This window comes from Streptomyces sp. NPDC050625, from assembly GCF_040654755.1.
Lineage (GTDB): Bacteria > Actinomycetota > Actinomycetes > Streptomycetales > Streptomycetaceae > Streptomyces.
Window position 1 is genome coordinate 130,372 of sequence record NZ_JBFAIQ010000002.1, and the last position, 16,593, is coordinate 146,964.

At 70.8% G+C, this 16,593-nt stretch carries 13 protein-coding genes and 3 pseudogenes; 10 read left to right on the forward strand and 6 right to left on the reverse strand.

Annotated elements, in window-relative coordinates; all coding sequences use genetic code 11:
* Positions 1-25: 25 nt before the first annotated feature.
* Positions 26-2,167: a glycogen debranching protein GlgX gene (gene glgX, locus AB0I54_RS04865; RefSeq protein ID WP_363294459.1), complete on the reverse strand. Its 2,142-nt coding sequence runs from the start codon at positions 2,165-2,167 to the stop codon at positions 26-28.
* Between the two features lie 182 nt (positions 2,168-2,349).
* Between glgX and AB0I54_RS04870 the strand changes: the two genes are divergently transcribed.
* The 4 genes from AB0I54_RS04870 (at position 2,350) to AB0I54_RS04885 (ending at position 6,736) form a co-directional block, all read left to right on the forward strand.
* Positions 2,350-3,162: a Tat pathway signal sequence domain protein gene (locus AB0I54_RS04870; protein WP_363294460.1), complete on the forward strand. Its 813-nt coding sequence runs from the start codon at positions 2,350-2,352 to the stop codon at positions 3,160-3,162.
* A 76-nt stretch (positions 3,163-3,238) separates the two neighbouring features.
* Positions 3,239-4,558 (forward strand): copper amine oxidase, encoded by a 1,320-nt coding sequence (locus tag AB0I54_RS04875; RefSeq protein ID WP_363294461.1) that lies wholly within the window; start codon positions 3,239-3,241, stop codon positions 4,556-4,558.
* Between the two features lie 103 nt (positions 4,559-4,661).
* The gene (locus AB0I54_RS04880) at positions 4,662-5,900 is read left to right on the forward strand and encodes an SAV2148 family HEPN domain-containing protein (RefSeq protein ID WP_363294462.1); all 1,239 of its coding nucleotides are present in this window, start codon (positions 4,662-4,664) and stop codon (positions 5,898-5,900) included.
* 104 nt (positions 5,901-6,004) lie between these two features.
* The gene (locus AB0I54_RS04885; protein WP_363294463.1) at positions 6,005-6,736 is read left to right on the forward strand and encodes a 3'-5' exonuclease; all 732 of its coding nucleotides are present in this window, start codon (positions 6,005-6,007) and stop codon (positions 6,734-6,736) included.
* Between the two features lie 9 nt (positions 6,737-6,745).
* Here AB0I54_RS04885 and AB0I54_RS04890 read toward each other — a convergent pair whose 3' ends face one another.
* Both AB0I54_RS04890 and AB0I54_RS04895 read right to left on the reverse strand, forming a co-directional pair.
* Entirely contained in the window at positions 6,746-7,243 is a 498-nt protein-coding gene (locus AB0I54_RS04890) for a YbaK/EbsC family protein (protein WP_363294464.1), read from the reverse strand.
* The gene (locus tag AB0I54_RS04895; protein ID WP_363294465.1) at positions 7,213-8,169 is read right to left on the reverse strand and encodes a DMT family transporter; all 957 of its coding nucleotides are present in this window, start codon (positions 8,167-8,169) and stop codon (positions 7,213-7,215) included. Before AB0I54_RS04895 ends, AB0I54_RS04890 begins: the two co-directional genes overlap by 31 nt.
* 94 nt (positions 8,170-8,263) lie before the next feature.
* On the opposite strand from AB0I54_RS04895, the gene AB0I54_RS04900 reads away from it, so the two are divergent.
* A complete protein-coding gene (locus AB0I54_RS04900) occupies positions 8,264-9,172 on the forward strand; it encodes a LysR family transcriptional regulator (RefSeq protein ID WP_363294466.1) in 909 nt (302 codons plus the stop codon).
* 23 nt (positions 9,173-9,195) lie between these two features.
* Here the strand turns inward: AB0I54_RS04900 and AB0I54_RS04905 are convergent, their stop codons facing one another.
* Complete coding sequence (locus AB0I54_RS04905) at positions 9,196-10,059, reverse strand: aminoglycoside phosphotransferase family protein (RefSeq protein ID WP_363294467.1); 864 nt, start codon at positions 10,057-10,059, stop codon at positions 9,196-9,198.
* Positions 10,060-10,152: 93 nt separating this feature from the next.
* Here AB0I54_RS04905 and mgt point away from each other — a divergent pair.
* Positions 10,153-11,401, forward strand: a pseudogene (gene mgt, locus AB0I54_RS04910) (macrolide-inactivating glycosyltransferase).
* Between the two features lie 66 nt (positions 11,402-11,467).
* Here the strand turns inward: mgt and AB0I54_RS04915 are convergent.
* The gene (locus tag AB0I54_RS04915; protein ID WP_363294468.1) at positions 11,468-13,714 is read right to left on the reverse strand and encodes an MMPL family transporter; all 2,247 of its coding nucleotides are present in this window, start codon (positions 13,712-13,714) and stop codon (positions 11,468-11,470) included.
* Positions 13,715-14,102: 388 nt separating this feature from the next.
* On the opposite strand from AB0I54_RS04915, the gene AB0I54_RS04920 reads away from it, so the two are divergent.
* Positions 14,103-14,654 (forward strand): DUF1697 domain-containing protein, encoded by a 552-nt coding sequence (locus AB0I54_RS04920; RefSeq protein WP_363294469.1) that lies wholly within the window; start codon positions 14,103-14,105, stop codon positions 14,652-14,654.
* On the opposite strand, the gene AB0I54_RS04925 is transcribed toward AB0I54_RS04920, so the two are convergent.
* A complete protein-coding gene (locus AB0I54_RS04925; protein ID WP_363294996.1) occupies positions 14,635-15,000 on the reverse strand; it encodes a hypothetical protein in 366 nt (121 codons plus the stop codon). The genes AB0I54_RS04920 and AB0I54_RS04925 overlap by 20 nt on opposite strands.
* A gap of 47 nt (positions 15,001-15,047) precedes the next feature.
* Between AB0I54_RS04925 and AB0I54_RS04930 the strand changes: the two are divergent.
* The 3 genes and pseudogenes from AB0I54_RS04930 to AB0I54_RS04940 all read left to right on the forward strand — a co-directional run.
* Positions 15,048-15,197 (forward strand): annotated as a pseudogene (locus AB0I54_RS04930) (ketopantoate reductase family protein); the annotation flags it as partial.
* A gap of 60 nt (positions 15,198-15,257) precedes the next feature.
* A pseudogene (locus AB0I54_RS04935) lies at positions 15,258-15,836 on the forward strand (TIGR03086 family metal-binding protein).
* Positions 15,837-15,908: 72 nt separating this feature from the next.
* Positions 15,909-16,541, forward strand: coding sequence for a DsbA family protein (locus AB0I54_RS04940; protein ID WP_363294470.1), 633 nt, complete (start codon positions 15,909-15,911; stop codon positions 16,539-16,541).
* Positions 16,542-16,593: the final 52 nt, after the last annotated feature.

The window sequence follows — 16,593 nt, forward strand, 5'->3', positions numbered from 1 at the left end:
CCGGCATTCGAGCGAAGCCCCTGCCCTAGGCGGGCCGCTGAAGCACGGTCAGGCTCCGGTCCACCAGGGTCAGCCGCTCCCCGGCCCCCACCTTCGGACCCGTGCCCGGCGGTACCCCGTCGACGCGGGCGGTGTCGACCACGACCTGCCACTGCCGGCCGTGGTCGACGGGCACCACGAAGTCCAGGGACTTCGGCGAGGCGTTGAACATCAGCAGGAACGAGTCGTCGCCGATGCGCTCCCCGCGTGAGCCGGGCTCGGAGATCGCGTTGCCGTTGAGGAAGACCGTGAGCGCCGACGCCTGCGCCGAGTCCCAGTCCCGCTGGGTCATCTCCCGGCCCTCCGGGGTGAACCAGGCGATGTCGGACAGCTCGTCGTGCGTGCCCTCCACCGGACGGCCGTGGAAGAAGCGCCGCCTGCGGAAGACCGGGTGGTCCTTGCGCAGCCACACCATCGCGCGCACGAAGTCCACCAGTTCACCGCCGCGCCCGCCGCCGGACTCGTCGCCGGGCTCGTCCGCACCGGGCCAGCGCAGCCAGGACAGCTCGTTGTCCTGGCAGTAGGCGTTGTTGTTGCCGCGCTGCGTGCGCGCGAACTCGTCCCCGTGGCTGATCATCGGCACGCCCTGGGACAGCATCAGCGTCGCGACGAAGTTCCGCATCTGGCGGCCCCGCAGCTCCCGTACGTCCGGGTCGTCGGTGTCGCCCTCCACACCGCAGTTCCAGGACCGGTTGTGGCTCTCGCCGTCCCGGTCGTCCTCGCCGTTGGCGCGGTTGTGCTTGTGGTTGTACGACACCAGGTCGTGCAGGGTGAACCCGTCGTGGCAGGTCACGAAGTTGATCGAGGCCAGCGGGCGCCGGCCGTCGTCCTGGTAGAGGTCGGACGAGCCGGTCAGCCGGGAGGCGAACTCCGCGAGCGCCCGCGGCTCGCCCCGCCACAGGTCCCGTACGGTGTCGCGGTACTTGCCGTTCCACTCGGTCCACAGCGGCGGGAAGTTGCCCACCTGGTAGCCGCCCTCGCCCACGTCCCACGGCTCGGCGATCAGCTTGACCTGGGAGACCACCGGGTCCTGCTGCACCAGGTCGAAGAACGACGACAGCCGGTCCACCTCGTGGAACTGCCGGGCCAGGGTTGCCGCGAGGTCGAAGCGGAAGCCGTCGACGTGCATCTCGGTGACCCAGTAGCGCAGCGAGTCCATGATCAGCTGCAGCACGTGCGGGGAGCGCATGAGCAGCGAGTTGCCGGTGCCCGTGGTGTCCATGTAGTAGCGCGGGTCGTTCGCCAGGCGGTAGTACGACGCGTTGTCCAGGCCCCGGAAGGACAGGGTCGGGCCCAGATGGTTGCCCTCGGCGGTGTGGTTGTAGACCACGTCCAGGATGACTTCGATCCCGGCCTCGTGCAGCGCGCGGACCGCCGACTTGAATTCGAGGACCTGCTGGCCGCGGTCGCCCCAGGAGGCGTACGCGTTGTGCGGGGCGAAGAACCCGAGGGTGTTGTAGCCCCAGTAGTTGTTCAGGCCCATGTCGACCAGGCGATGGTCGTTCACGAACTGGTGTACGGGCATCAGCTCCAGGGCCGTGACGCCGAGTTCGGTCAGGTGTTCGATGACGGCGGGGTGGGCCAGCGCCGCGTAGGTGCCGCGTAGTTCCTCGGGCAGCCCCGGGTGGCGCATGGTGAGGCCCTTCACATGGGCCTCGTAGATCACGGTGTGGTGGTACTCCGTGCGCGGACGCCGGTCGTCGCCCCAGTCGAAGTACGGGTTGACCACGACGGACGTCATCGTGTGCGGCGCCGAGTCCAGGTCGTTGCGCTTCTCGGGCGCCTCGAAGTGATAGCCGTAGACCTCCTCGCCCCACCGGACCGACCCGCTGATCGCCTTCGCGTACGGGTCGAGCAGCAGCTTCGCCGAGTTGCAGCGCAGCCCGCGCCCCGGGTCGTACGGTCCGTGCACCCGGAACCCGTACCGCTGCCCCGGCATGACACCCGGCAGATACGCGTGCCGCACGAACGCGTCGCTCTCGCGCAGTTCCACCGCCGTCTCCGAGCCGTCCTCGTGCAGCAGACACAGCTCTACTCGGTCCGCGGCCTCCGTGAAGACCGCGAAGTTGGTGCCGGCGCCGTCGTACGTGGCGCCGAGCGGATACGCCTCTCCAGGCCAGACCTGCATGGAAACGACTCTTCCAGGTGTCCCGCACCGCTGGGGGTGCCTTGGCCACGAGTCTGCCCGAAAGTGATGGAACCCCCTGTGACTTACGTCCCTCTTACCGGTCGACCGGTGCATACGAGGTATGCCGAATCCAGTGGGGCCGACACGTACTCCCGGGGACACAGGGGGAGTAGGGGGAAGATGTGCGCACGATAGTGCACCGCCATCTGGGCAAGGTGGTGGCCGGTGCGGCCATAGCGGTGGCGGGTACCGCCGTGATGGTCGGGATCACCCTGCCGGGGACGGCAGGGGCCGACGAGACAGGAGGAACCAAGGGGAATTCGCAGTCCGCCCAGCAGGCCGGGCAGGACTCCGGCGCCGTGCAGCCGGGCGTCGTCGAGCAGGCGCCGGCCGAGGGTACGAAGGGCAAGGGCCGCGACCCGCTGACCGACGACGAGATCAAGCGGGTCGAGCAGATCGCCGTGAACCGGCAGCTGCTCAACACGAGCGAGGACGTCGACGGGGGCCACGGTCCGCAGCGCCTCAGCGTCGACCTGGCGGACCCGGACTCCGACGAGGTGGACGACCCCGACGCGCCGCGGCGGGCCGACGTCACCTTCTACGACTACAAGACCGACACCCTCGTCACCAAGACCGTCAACCTGGCGACGGGCAAGGTCGAGCAGACCAGCAGCCAGCACGGCGTCCAGCCGCCGCTGAGCCGTGCCGAGAACGCCGAGGCGGCCAGGATCCTGATCGCCGACCCGCTGGGCGCGGGCCTCAAGGCCGACTACAAGGACGCCACCGGGCATGAGCTCACCTCGCCGGACCAGCTGCTGTTCAACGGCGCGGTCTACCGGGCCACTCCGGGTGCCCAGCCCGCCGTGCTCGACAAGTGCGGCGAGCACCGGTGCGTGCGGCTGTTCCCGAAGGTCAAGAACGGCCCGTGGATCGATGCCAGGTCGCTGATCATCGACCTGAGCGCCCGCAAGGTCGCAAGGCTCGACCGCGGCTGATCGGACGTCCGGCCGAGCGGCCGTGCGTCCCTTTCACCTTTCCCATCTGCTTCTCCTGCAAGGGAGTCATTTCTTCATGCGCGCGAACAGAATCAGCCGTGCCCGCAGGCGGGCGGCCGTGGGCCTGTCCGTGGCCGCGCTGGCCGCCGGTGCGACGACCGGCGCGGGACCGGCCGCCGCCCAGCCGAAGACCGCCGGGGCGGCGGCCGCCGACTGCAGTGCCGCCTACACGATCGAGCAGAAGCTCGCCACCGGCACGACCTGGCGGATGTGCTGGCGCTACGACAGCAAGGCCGGACTGGTCCTGGAGAACGTCTCGTACCAGCCCAAGGGCGAGACCAAGCCGATCAAGGTCCTCAACAGCGCCCGGCTGGCCCAGATCGACGTCCCCTACGACGACGGAAGCGTCGAGTACGACGACCTGACGGGCTTCGGCTTCGCCCAGGGGCTGGTGAACCTGGCGCCGGGCGAGTGCCCCGGCGGCACCATCAAGACCATCCGGGTCCCGGACTCCTGGGACCCGCAGCACGCCGACGTCAAGGGCCTGTGCACCACCACCCGCTCCCGCGGCCACGCCTACCGCATGCAGGGCAACAGCGCGAACAAGGTCTACCAGACCCAGGGCAAGGACCTGCTCGTCTACACCGTGAACCAGGTCGGCTGGTACGAGTACATGACCGAGTGGCGCTTCCAGGACGACGGTACGGTCAACATGAACGTCGGCGCCACCGGCAGCCTCTCCTACGAGGACTACGACGCCGGCGACGGCCGCGGCTGGCCCATCGGCAAGGGCGCCAAGGCCTACGCCACCAGCCACAGCCACAACGTCTTCTGGCGGCTGGACTTCGGCCTGGACGGCTCCTCCAAGACGAAGGTCGAGCAGTACGACTCGGCGGTCACCGCGCCGGCCCGCGGCCAGGAGGCCCCCACCAACAAGACCACCCGCACCAACGTCACCAAGGAACTCGCGGGCGACGCCAAGACCTACCGCTGGTGGCGGGTGGTCAGCGCCACCGGCAAGAACAAGGACGGGCACGCCCGTTCGTACGAGATCGTCCCCGGCCCGACCACCAGGTACCCGGGACGCAGCTTCACCAAGCACGACGTCTACTTCACCGAGTACAACAAGTGCGAGCAGTTCGCCAGCAACAACCCGGGCAACTGCCCCGCCGGCGCGGGCAAGTCGGTCGACAAGTGGGTCAACGGCCAGACGCTCACCCACCCGATCGTCTGGATGAACGTCGGCTTCCACCACATCGCACGGGACGAGGACCAGCAGCCCATGCCGGTCCACTGGCAGGGCTTCGCCATCGCTCCGCGCGACGTCACGGCTATGAATCCGCTCACTCCCGACGAGCTGGCATGGCAGAACGGCCACTGGCAGCCGCGTAGTTGAGAAAAGGACCCGTCCATCCGGCTGCACCGCCGACCGGTCCCGGAGTACCCTTCCTTGATCGTTGGCACGGGGAGAGCTCGGGGGAGCGGAAGGCGGTGCGCGGGTGGGCTCGGGAGGGCTGGAGCTGCCCCCTGGTGACGAGAGTCACGAGGGGAACTCCACAGAGGTCCCGCCCGGCGTGGTGTCCCTGGCACGGCCCATGGACGCCGGTGCCATCGGGCCGGAGCTGGACTGGGGCGCCGACGCCTGGCTGGAGGTGCGTACGCGCGCCCAGCGGGCCGGCCGGGCCTACATCTGGCTGAACCTCGTCGAACAGCGGCTGCGCGCGGTCGTGGCCGCTGTTCTGCGCCCCATCTACGAACCCGTCCACGGCGACGAATGGGTGGTCGCCGCGGCCGGCCCCGCCGGACAGGAATGGGTCCAGCGCGCCGTCGCCGTACGCGAAGTCAGCCGCCGCAAGGGCTACTTGCTCGACCCGGCGGACGACAACGTCCTCAGCTTCCTCACCCTGCCCCAGCTGCGCGAGCTCATGGTGCAGCACTGGCCGTGCTTCGAGCCCTACTTCGACGAGCGCCGGGACGTCGAACTCGCCCTGGACGAGCTCGAAGTCACCCGCAATGTCGTCTCCCGTAACCGGGCCCTGTCCGAGGCCGTGCTCAACCAGGCCGAACGCGCCTCCGCCCGGCTGCTGGAGATGCTCGGCGCGGGCGGCGACGTACCGTCCTCGCGCCGGCTGCCCGTCGACGCCGTCGAGGACCTGGTCGGAGACCGGTACGCGGACGTGGTCGCCGTGCACCCCGACCGGGTGCGGCTGCTGCGCCAGTTCCCCGCCGAGGACATCTTCGGCGGCGCGCGCCGTCTCGACGCCATAGGCATCGGGCTCAACCTGCTCGTGCAGAACTTCTCCGGGCGGCGGCTGGTGCGCCTGGCCGAGGCGGGCTGCCGGGTGCGGCTGCTCTTTCTGAACCCGGCCTCCAGCGCGGTGAAGCGACGCGAACGCGAACTCGGGATGAAACGGGGCGAACTGAGCCGCGCGGTCGAGATGAACATCCTGCACATGCGCAGGGTGCGCTCCCGCCTCAGGGATCCGGGCGCCTTCGAGATCCAGGTGTACGACGAGACACCGCGCTTCACGGCCTACCTCGTGGACGGTGACAACGCGGACGGTGTCGCCGTGGTGCAGTCCTATCTGCGCGGGGCGCGCGGGATGGAGGTGCCGGTGCTGGTGCTGCGCAACGGAAGCCGCTTGGTCAAGTCGGGCGATGTGGAGGAAGGTGGTCTCTTTCCGACATACCGCGAGGAGTTCGAGCTGACCTGGGCGGACGCACGGCCCGTGTCCTGAGCCGTCCTCGGAGGGTGAAGCGGAATGCGGTCCTCTGATTGTCAGTGGCGCATGCGATGGTGGAGATCACTGGGGGAAAGCACCACCAAGAAGGGGGGCCGCCGATGGGCTGGCACCGGGAGCTGCTGATCGGCTTCGACCTGGAGACGACCGGGACCGATCCGCGTGAGGCGCGTATCGTCACGGGGGCCGTGATAGAGGTCAGGGCCGGACAGCCCGTGGGACGCCGGGAGTGGCTGGCGGACCCGGGCGTGGAGATCCCGGCCGACGCGGTGGCCGTGCACGGCATCAGCAACGAGCGTGCGGCGGCCGAGGGCCGGCCGGCCGACCAGGTCGCGGACGCCATCGCGGACGTCCTCACCGGCTACTGGAAGACGGGCGTGCCCGTCGTCGCCTACAACGCCGCCTTCGACCTCACCCTGCTCTCCGCCGAACTGCGGCGCCACGAACTGCCGTCGCTCTCCGACCGCCTCGGCGGCATCGACCCGGCGCCGGTCATCGACCCGTACACCATCGACCGCCGGGTCGACCGCTACCGCCGCGGCAAGCGCAACCTCGAAGCCGTCTGCGCGGAGTACGGCATCACCCTCGACACCGCCCACGACGCCTCCGCCGACGCCCTGGCCGCGGCCCGCCTGGCCGGCGCGATAGCCGACCGCCACCCCAAGATCGCATCCCTCGGCCCGGCGGAACTGCACCGCCGTCAGATCGGCTGGTACGCCGAATGGGCGGCGGACTTCCAGAACTTCCTGCGGCGCAAGGGGGACGCGACAGCGGTGGTGGACGGCGTGTGGCCGCTGCGCGACCTGGCAGACCTGACGGACGAAAAGGTTTGAGCAGAGCGGTCACGCGGACGCGGGGCTCGCGATGCGGGCCACCCGGGGCCCGGCGAGCCTCGCGTAGTCGGTGCCGGCGAGACACAGCGAGCGGTCGAGCCGGGCGGCGTTGAAGTACAGCCGCGGCTGGGCGACGACGTCCGGGTCGGCGACGAGTTCGAGCTCGGCGTCGAAGCTGAACGGCAGCACCGTGCCGGGCACCGAGCGGGCGAGCCGCTCGGCGGTTCCGGCGTCGCTGAAGCCGACATAGCGTGCCTCGAACAGCGTCCGCACGGCGTCCAGATCCACCCGCCGGTCTCCGGGGACCACCGCGAGGACGTGGCGCGTGGTGCGGCGGTCGACCTTGACCCGCAGCACGATGCACTTCGCGGCCTGCTCCACCGGATGGCCGCGCAGCGCGCTGACGGTCGCGGTGGCGCCCTCGGGTGCGTGGTCGATGAGCCGGTACTCGACGCGGGAGGCGTCGAGCAGGGAGATCAGGTGCTGGTAAGTGCCGTGGTTCGGCATGCGGTGTCCTCTCCGGTCTTCTCGGGATGTGCTGCGGGCGTGGACGCCGCGGCTGTCCGGTGGGCGCGTTCCACGGACTGGCCCCAGTACGTGCCGGTGACCATCAGGGTCGCGCCCAGGGCGGTGAGCGGGGTGAGGTGTTCGCCGCCGAGGGCGATGCCCAGCGCCACCGCCCAGACCGGCTCGGTGCCGAGCAGCAGACTGGCCCGACTGGCGGACGTGCGCTGCACCGCCCAGGTCTGGACGAGGAAGGCGAACACACTGCAGAACAGGGCGAGATAGCCGAGCTGCGCCCAGGTCGCCGCATCGGCTCGGGCCAGCAACGGAAGGTCGCGGGCGGCGGGGGCGAGGAACAGTCCCGCGCCGACCAGGGTCTGGATCGCCGTCAGGTGCAGCGGGCGGATCGTCCGGTCGGCGGTGAGCCGGCCGACCAGGGCCACGTGCACCGCCCGGACACCGGCCGCGGCGAGCATCAGCAGGTCCCCGAGGCGCGGTGCCTGGAAGCCGTTGCCGGACATCAGCAGACCGACGGCCAGGACGCACACGCCGGCCGCGGCGAAGAACGCGGGAGGCGGACCGCCCCGGCGGCCGGTGCGGTCGAGGAGCGGGGTGAGCACGATGGTGAGGCTGATGATCAGACCCGCGTTGGCGGCCGTGGTGTGGGCGACGCCGTACGTCTCCACGACCAGGACCGCGGCCTGGGTGAGACCGAGCGGCACCCCGGCGCGGACCTCGTCGCGGGTCCAGCGCAGTCCGCCCCGGGCGGCGACGAGGCCGAGACAGGGGAACGCGGCGAGGGCGTAGCGCGCGAACAGGACGAGGAGGACGGGCAGCGCGGCCACGGCCGTCTGGGCGGACAGATAGCTGGAACCCCAGACGAGCGCGACCAGGAGGAGTACCGCGTCGGTACGGCGGGCGTCGGTCACCCGCCCACGGTGCACCGTCGACGTACCTGAAGCCCAGAACCACTTTCTTAAACGATCTTTTAGTAGACCTACATGGTCGCCCTACACTGACGGGGTGGACGAACGGCAGCTGAGGATCCTGCGGGAGCTGGGTGAGCTGGGCAGCGTCACCGCGGTCGCCGAGGCACTGCTGGTGACGCCGTCGGCGATCTCGCAGCAGTTGCGGCTGCTCCAGCGTTCGATCCCGGTGCCGCTGACCGAACGGCACGGGCGGCGCCTGGTGCTCACCGACGCCGGACAGGCGCTGGCGGACGCGGCCGTCGAGGTCGAGTCGGCGCTGGCCCGGGCCCGGCACGCGGTCGAGGAGTTCGTCGGCAGGCCGGACGGCGAGGTGTCGTTGGCGGCGTTCCACAGCGCGGGCGCGGCCTTCTTCCCGCTGTTGCTGCGCGCCCTCGCCGGGCCGGACGCGCCGACGGTCGCGCTCGCCGACGAGGACGTACCGCAGGAGGACTTCCCGAGGCTGACCAGCGCCTACGACCTCGTCCTCGCCCACCGCCTGGACCACGCCCCGCCCTGGCCGCGCACGGTGACCGTGACCACCCTGCTGCACGAGCCGCTCGACGTGGCGATGCCGGCCGGGCATCCGCTCGCCGCCAAGCGCCGGGTGACGCCGCGCGACGTCGCCGACCAGTCGTGGATCACCGTGCACGACGGGTTCCCGGTCATGGCCACCATCGAGGCCATCGCCGCGGCGGCCGGCCGGCGGCTCCATCTGGCCCATCGCATCAATGAGTTCGCGGTGGTCGCCGAGGCCGTCGCCGCGGGCGGCGGGATCGCGCTGATGCCGCGCTGGACCGTGCGCCCGCATCCGGCGCTGGTCCTGCGGCCGCTCAGCGGCGTCCGGGCCACGCGGCACATCGACGTCCTGTGCCGCCCCGAGCGCACGGCGAGAAAGGCGGTCCGCGCGGTCCTGACGGAACTGAGGCGAGCGGCACGCACCGTCCGGGGCGAGACGACCTACTGAGGGGCGCGGGGTTCAAGAACCGCTCAGAACGGATACCACCGCACGGTCTCGTCCCCGTCCCGCAGTGACGCCACCCGGCGCCGGAACTCGGCCAGCGCCCTGGGGTTGGCCGGGGCGTGCTGGGCGACCCAGGCGCAACTGGCCGTCTCGCGGGCGCCGCGCAGCACCGAGCAGCCCTCCCACGCCCGTACGTCCCAGCCGTAGGCCTCGGTGAAGGAGTCGTAGGCCTCGGCGGGCAGGCCGTACCGGTCGAGGGACAGGGCCATGACCACCAGGTCGTGTTCGCGCAGATCGGCGGAGAAGGTCTCCAGGTCGACCAGGACCGGCCCGTCGGGGCCGATGTGCACATTGCGGGGCAGCGCGTCGCCGTGGATCGGTCCCGGCGGCAGCTGGGGCGTCAGCGCGGCCGCGGCCGCCGCGAAACCGTCGCGGCGCTCACGCAGAAAGGCGGCGTCCCCCGGGTCGATCGCGTCGCCCGCGAGCCGCAGCCAGCGCTCCACACCGCCCAGCAGCTCGCGGGGCGGCAGCGCGAAGGAGGGCGAGGGGAGGGCGTGCACCGGCCGTAGCAGTTCGGCCAGATCCCGGGGTTCGGCGGGCCGTACGGGCTCGGGCAGCCGGTGCCACACGGTCACCGGGTGTCCCTCCACCAGCAGCGGCTCGGACCCGGCCGCCCGCACCGCAGGCACACCCGCGTCGGCCAGCCAGCCGGCGATCTCCAGCTCGCGCCGGGCCCGGTCCAGCAGCTCGGCGTCGCGGCCCACCTTGACGACCAGGTCATCGGCGGCGAACACCGCGTTCTCACCGAGGGCGAGGAGCCGCGCGTCGCGTGCCGGACCCGGCAGCACCCCTGCCGTGGCCAGTACGTCCCGCGCCCGTGCCTCGTCCATCGCCCGCCTCCGTGTCCGGCCTCGTGACGGCGTCAGGATCTCGCCGTCCGACCGTCAGTCTCGCATCCGTACAGGTCGGACCGGGGCGCGACCATTATTGAATTGAACGAGACGTATCGTCTCGCCTACGCTCGATGCCATGACCACTCCCGCCCACATCGCCATGTTCTCCATCGCCGCACACGGCCATGTGAACCCGAGTCTGGAGGTGATCCGCGAACTCGTCGCACGGGGACACCGGGTGACGTACGCGATCCCGCCGGTGTTCGCCGAGAAGGTGGCGGCGACCGGTGCGCGACCCGTGCCGTACGACTCGACGCTGCCCGGTCCCGACGCCGACCCGGAGGCCTGGGGGAGCACCCTGCTCGACAACGTGGAGCCCTTCCTGGCGGATGCCGTCCAGGCGCTTCCGCAACTGCTCGCGGCCTACGAGGGGGACGAGCCCGACCTCGTCCTGCACGACATCACCTCCTACCCGGCCCGCGTCCTCGCCCACCGCTGGGGCGTCCCCGCCATCTCGCTCTCGCCGAACCTCGTCGCCTGGGAGGGCTACGAGGAGGAGGTCGCCGAGCCGATGTGGGCGGGGCCGAGGAGGACCGAGCGGGGCCGGGCCTACTACGCCCGCTTCCACGCCTGGCTGGAGGAGAACGGGATCAGCCAGCACCCGGACCCCTTCGTGGGCCGCCCCGCCCGCTCCCTGGTGTTGATCCCACGGGTGCTGCAGCCCCATGCCGACCGTGTCGACGAGCGCGTCCACTCCTTCGTCGGTGCCTGCCGGGGCGACCGCGCCGAGCAGAGCGACTGGCAGCGTCCGCCGGGCGCCGAGAAGGTCGTGCTGGTGTCGCTCGGCTCGGCCTTCACCAAGCAGCCCGCCTTCTACCGGGAGTGCGTGCGGGCCTTCGGGGACCTGCCCGGCTGGCACCTGGTGCTCCAGATCGGCAGGCATGTCGACCCCGCCGAGCTGGGTGACGTACCCGCGACCGTGGAAGTGCGCGACTGGGTACCGCAGTTGGCGATCCTCGCGCAGGCCGACCTGTTCGTCACGCACGCCGGGGCGGGAGGCAGCCAGGAGGGGCTGGCCACCGGCACACCGATGATCGCGGTGCCGCAGGCCGTGGACCAGTTCGGCAATGCCGAGCTGCTCCAGGCGCTGGGCGTCGCCCGGCACGTACCCACGCCGGAGGCGACCGCTGACACCCTCCGCGCGGCCGCCCTCGCCCTGGTCGACGACCCCGACGTCGCCCGGCGGCTGAAGGAGATCCGGGCCGGGATGGAGCTGGAGGGCGGCACCCGGCGGGCGGCCGATCGCATCGAGGCCGAACTGCCCGCGCGTCGGGCATGAGCGAGGGCCCGTCGGTTCCCTGGGGGAGACCAACGGGCCCTCGTGTCACAGCGGTTCGGCCAAGAGTCAGACCCGGACCGGTTCACCCTCCTCCGGCACCGCCGGTGCCACCGCCTCCGGCGACTCGTCGTGGGTGAGGTCGGGCATCCGGTGCAGCCACTTCGGCAGGTACCAGTTGCGCTCGCCGAGCAGTGCCATCACCGCGGGAAGGAGCACACCGCGGATGATCGTCGCGTCGATCAGCACCGCGGCCGCCAGGCCCACGCCCATCTGCTTCATGGACTGCATGGACAGCGTGCCGAAGATCGCGAACACGGCGACCATGATGACCGCGGCGCTGGTGACGACACCGGCCGTGGTGACCACACCGTGCTGGATCGCGTCCTTCGTCGTACGGCCGCGCAGCCGGGCCTCACGGATCCGGGAGACCACGAACACGTGGTAGTCCATCGACAGGCCGAACAGGATCACGAAGAGGAACAGCGGCAGCCAGGTCACGATGGCGCCGACGCCCTCCGCGCCCACCAGCGAGGCGCCCCAGCCGTGCTGGAAGACGGCGACGAGGATGCCGTAGGCCGCGCCCACCGACAGCAGGTTCAGCACGATGGACGTGATCGCGACGGTCAGCGAGCGGAACGACAGCAGCATCAGCAGGAACGCGAAGACCACCACGAAGGCGAAGACCGGGACCACGGAACCGAGCAGCTGGTCGTTGAAGTCGTGGTTGCCCGCGACCTGTCCGGTGACCGGCGCCTGCACGCCGTCGACCTTGCCGAGCGTGGCGGGCCGCACCTCGTCGCGCAGCTTCTCCAGGCTCTCGGTCGCCCTGCCCATGTCGGAGCCGCCGACGAGCGGCACGGACACCAGGGCCACGTTCTGCGCGTCGTGCAGCTTGATGTCGATCGGGCCCTGCGAGGCGCCCGACTCGATCGCCTGCTTCTTGAAGTCGGCCAGCGCCTGACGCACCTCGGGCGCGTTGATGTCCTTCGCCTTGACGACCACCGAGGCCGGCTCGGAGCCGCCCGGGAAGGCGTCGTTGAGCCGGTCGTACGTCTGCACGATCGGCAGCGAGTTGCCGAACTCCTGGTCCAGTGTGAGCTGCGAGGTCTTCATCCCGAGGGCGGGAGCCGCGACCGCGAGCAGGGCGCCCGTCGCGACGACGACCGAGACCAGGGGCTTGGCGAGCACACCCCGCAGGACGGCGGTCCAGAACCGGCTCTCCGAGCCGCCGCCGCGCCGCTTGCGGCGGCCCAGGAACGGGATCCGGCCCTTCTCGACGCGCTCGCCCAGCAGGGACAGCAGCGCGGGCAGGACGGTCACGGAACCGACCATGGCGACCGCCACGACCATCAGCGAGGCCAGGCCCATCGCCTCGAACTCGGGGAGCCCGGTGAACAGCATGCCCGCCATCGCCACGCACACCGTGACACCGGAGACGATGATGGCGCGGCCGCTGGTGGCGGCGGCGATCCGCAGCGCGGCCCCCGCGTCCCGACCGGCCTCCCGCTCCTCACGCTCCCGGCGCAGGTAGAACAGGCAGTAGTCGACGCCGACCGCCATGCCGACCAGCAGCATCACGGAGTTCGCGGTGTCGCTCATCGGCTGCAGATGGCTGACGATGCCCATCAGACCCATCGTCGCCATGATCGCGGTGACCGCCAGCGCCACCGGCAGCAGCGCGGCCACCAGCGCGCCGAAGGCGATGAGCAGAATGCCGAGCGCCACCGGCACGGCGGAGAGCTCCGCCTTCTTGAAGTCGTCCCCGAAGGCGTCCTTGTACTGCTTCTGCATGCTGGCGGAGCCGATCTCCTCGACCCGCACCGTCTCGTGGTTCTTCTGCACGCCCGCGACGGCCTTCAGCACCGGCTCGACCCGGTCGGCCGCGGTGTCCGTGTCGCCGCGCATGTCGAACTGCACCAGCGCGCTGTGGCCGTCCTTCGAGATGCTCCGGGTGTCGTACGGCGAGGTGACGCCGGTGACCTTGCCGGTGCCCTCGACGGCCTTGACGACGTCGGCGACGGTGGCCCGGAACTCGGCGTCCGTGGCCTTGACGGATCCGTCCTTCGACTGGACCAGGACCGTCTCGCTCGCCGGGTTCTTGATGCCCGCGTCATCGATGATCTTCGCGGCAGTGTGGGTCTCGCCCGACAGCTGGTCGGACTCGTCGACGTCGACGCGGCCCGCCGCCGAACCGAGTCCCATGGCCAGGACGACGAACAGCACCCAGATGCCGACGGCCGCCCAGCGGTGCCGGGCACTCCATCCGCCGGCCCGGGCGGCCAGGCCCCGCACCCGTATGTCTCCGTTCCCCATGACGGGATTGCCCCCTCGTGTGCGGTGACGGCCCCCGCCGCCACGTCTTTGCTGCGTTCGATTCGAAGGTATGGGGCGGATAAGAAGGTCTCGTCGTGCTGTCCGGTGAAGTGCGCAGCCTTGTTCTCATCGCTGAGGAGGATGCCGGGCCCTTACATCTATCGGTGCTTCTCGGGGGTGCCGATCAGGGCTGTCCGTTCCGTCGGCAGAGATCCACTTTGTGATTGCGAAACCTTGTTGAACAAGTCACAGCCGCGTGTAGTGGTTGATTCGCACCCACCTGATCGGCCAGAGTTTCGCGCAGCCCGGCCACGGGCGAGCGGCTGTCGTGCCCACCCCCACGGGGCACGACGGCCGCTCATCACGACGGCCGCTCTATGGTGTCGGGATGAAGACGTATGCGGCGCTGCTGCGCGGGATCAACGTGGGCGGCACGAGGAAGCTCCCGATGGCCGAGCTCCGGCAGCTCATGGAGGGACTCGGCCACCAGGGCGTACGCACCCATCTGCAGAGCGGGCAGGCCGTCTTCGGCGCCGTCCGCGGCGACGAGGAGTCCCTGGCCGCGGAACTCACCGAGGCGATCGAGAAGCACTTCGGATTCACCGTCGACGTGATCGTGCGCGACCACGACTATCTGGCGGCGGTGGCCGGTGCCTGCCCCTTCCCGGCGGCCGAGTTGCAGGGCAAGGAGCTCCACGTCACCTACTTCTCCGCGCCGGTCACCGCCGAGCGCTTCGCGGACATCGACGCGGTCGCCCACCTCCCCGAGGAGTTCCGGCTCGGCGACCGCGCGCTGTACCTGTACGTCCCGGCGGGCCTCGGCCAGTCCAGGCTGGCGGCGGTCCTGTCCCGGCCGCGGATCACCAAGGGGCTGATCGCCACGACCCGGAACTGGAACACCGTCGTGAAGCTGGTGGAGCTCACCGCCGCGCAGGAGTGACCGTGCGCGGGCCCAGGAAGGGCGACAGGGAAAGGATCTCGCGGGGCACGGCCGGCCGCGGGTCCTCGTGGAGGCGCCGGAACTCCTCCGTCGCACCGGCCGCGGCCACGGCGACGATCAGGGCGAAGTCGTCCTCAGCGGGCGCCGCGCAGCTCTCCCGGCCCGCGAGCACCCTGAGGGGCCGCGAGGTCCAGGACGACGGAGCTGAACACGAGCCACATGCCCCGCAGTCCGGGTAGAAGTCGGCGGACACCTGTGGGTCGGCCAACCTCCAGGTGCCGTCCGGCAGTTGGTTCTGCCGCGACCACGCGCTGCTGCTGTGCTCACTGCCGCGGGCGACCGGCACCCCGGCCCGCGTCCGGGGCGGCTACGTCGCGCGGCGGGTCACTCACGCCGCTGGTGTGCGCGCGGAACGGGGTGGAGTCCGGACGGCTCGCCCTGCGCCGGTTCCGGCAGCTGTACGGCGTCCGCGCCTGGCTGCCCTCGGCCCTCGTCGAACCCGGAGTCGTCTCCGCCGCCGGCACCCCGCTCACCGGCATCCTGCGGACGACGCTGTCGCGTTTGTTCAAGAAGGCTGGGCCGTGCCTTCCTAGCGTGAGGGGCATGACGTACGACGACATGCACCCGTACATGATCGAATGTGCCGCCGAGGCGGCGCGCGTCGCGCGCGGTGTCGCCGCGGCGCAGCTCGATCAGAAGAGCCACTGCACCGACTGGGACGTCCGCGCCCTGGTCAACCACTGGGTCCTGTACACCTCGCACGGCCTGGAGCACCGTGCCCTGCGCAAGCAGCTCCCCGAGGAGCTGACCGCCCGCGACTTCACCGCCGACCCCGACTGGGCCGAGGCGTACGCCGCCCAGCTGGACCGTGCGGTCGCCGCCTAGGCGGACCCGAAGGTGTGGGAGGGCGAGGTCGACCTCGGCATGGCCAGGATGCCGGCCGCCGAACTCGCCTCGATGATCATCGAGGAGCTGGCGGTGCACGGCTGGGACGTCGCGACCGCCACCGGCCAGGAGTACCGCGTCTCCGAAGGCGCGGCCCGGCTCGTCCTCGACGTGGTCGAGACCCACGGTGAGCTCTACCGCCAGTACGACGGCTTCGCCGACCCGGTGCCGGTGCCGGACGATGCGCCCGTCTTCGAGCGGGCCCTGGCGCAGAGCGGACGGGACCCCCGACGGTAGTGCCATTGGGCTAGTGAAAGCGTGCGGGATTGGGCCGAGACCCTGTGCCATTCGCGGACTAGCGTCATCGGCATGACGTACTCCGCCATGACGAAATCCGCGCCCACCCGGATTGACTTCCACTTCGACCCCGCCTGCCCCTTCGCCTGGATCACCTCCCGCTGGCTGCTGGAGGTCGAGCGCGAACGCCCGCTCGACCTCCAGTTCCATGTGATGAGCTTGTACCTGCACAACACCGGCAACGAACTCCCCGACTGGTACCGGGACTTGGTGGACCGGTCGATCGGTCCGGTGCGGGTCGCCGTGGCCGCGGCCGAACGGCACGGCGAGCAGGTGCTGCGCGATCTGTACACCGCGCTCGGTACGCGGATCCACGACCGCGGGATCAAGGACTTCGACGCGGTCGTCGCCGAGTCGCTCGCCGAACTCGGCTTTCCGGCCGGCCTCGCGGCCGCCGCGCACGACCCGTCGTACGACGACGCGGTGCGCCGCAGCCATGACTCCGGAGCCGAACCGGAGACCGGCGCCTATGTGGGCACGCCCACCCTGCGCGTCGACGGGACGGTGTGGTTCGGCCCGGTGCTGCGCGCCATTCCGCGCGGGGCCACGGCAGTCGAACTGTTCGACAGCTTCCGGGTCCTGGCCGCCCACCCGGACTTCTTCGAGCTCAAGCGCACCCGCACGGGAGCACTCCGCTTCGACTGATCGGATGAATCTGCGGGAGGGTAGAGGATACGCGTCAATTTCCGTCCCTTTC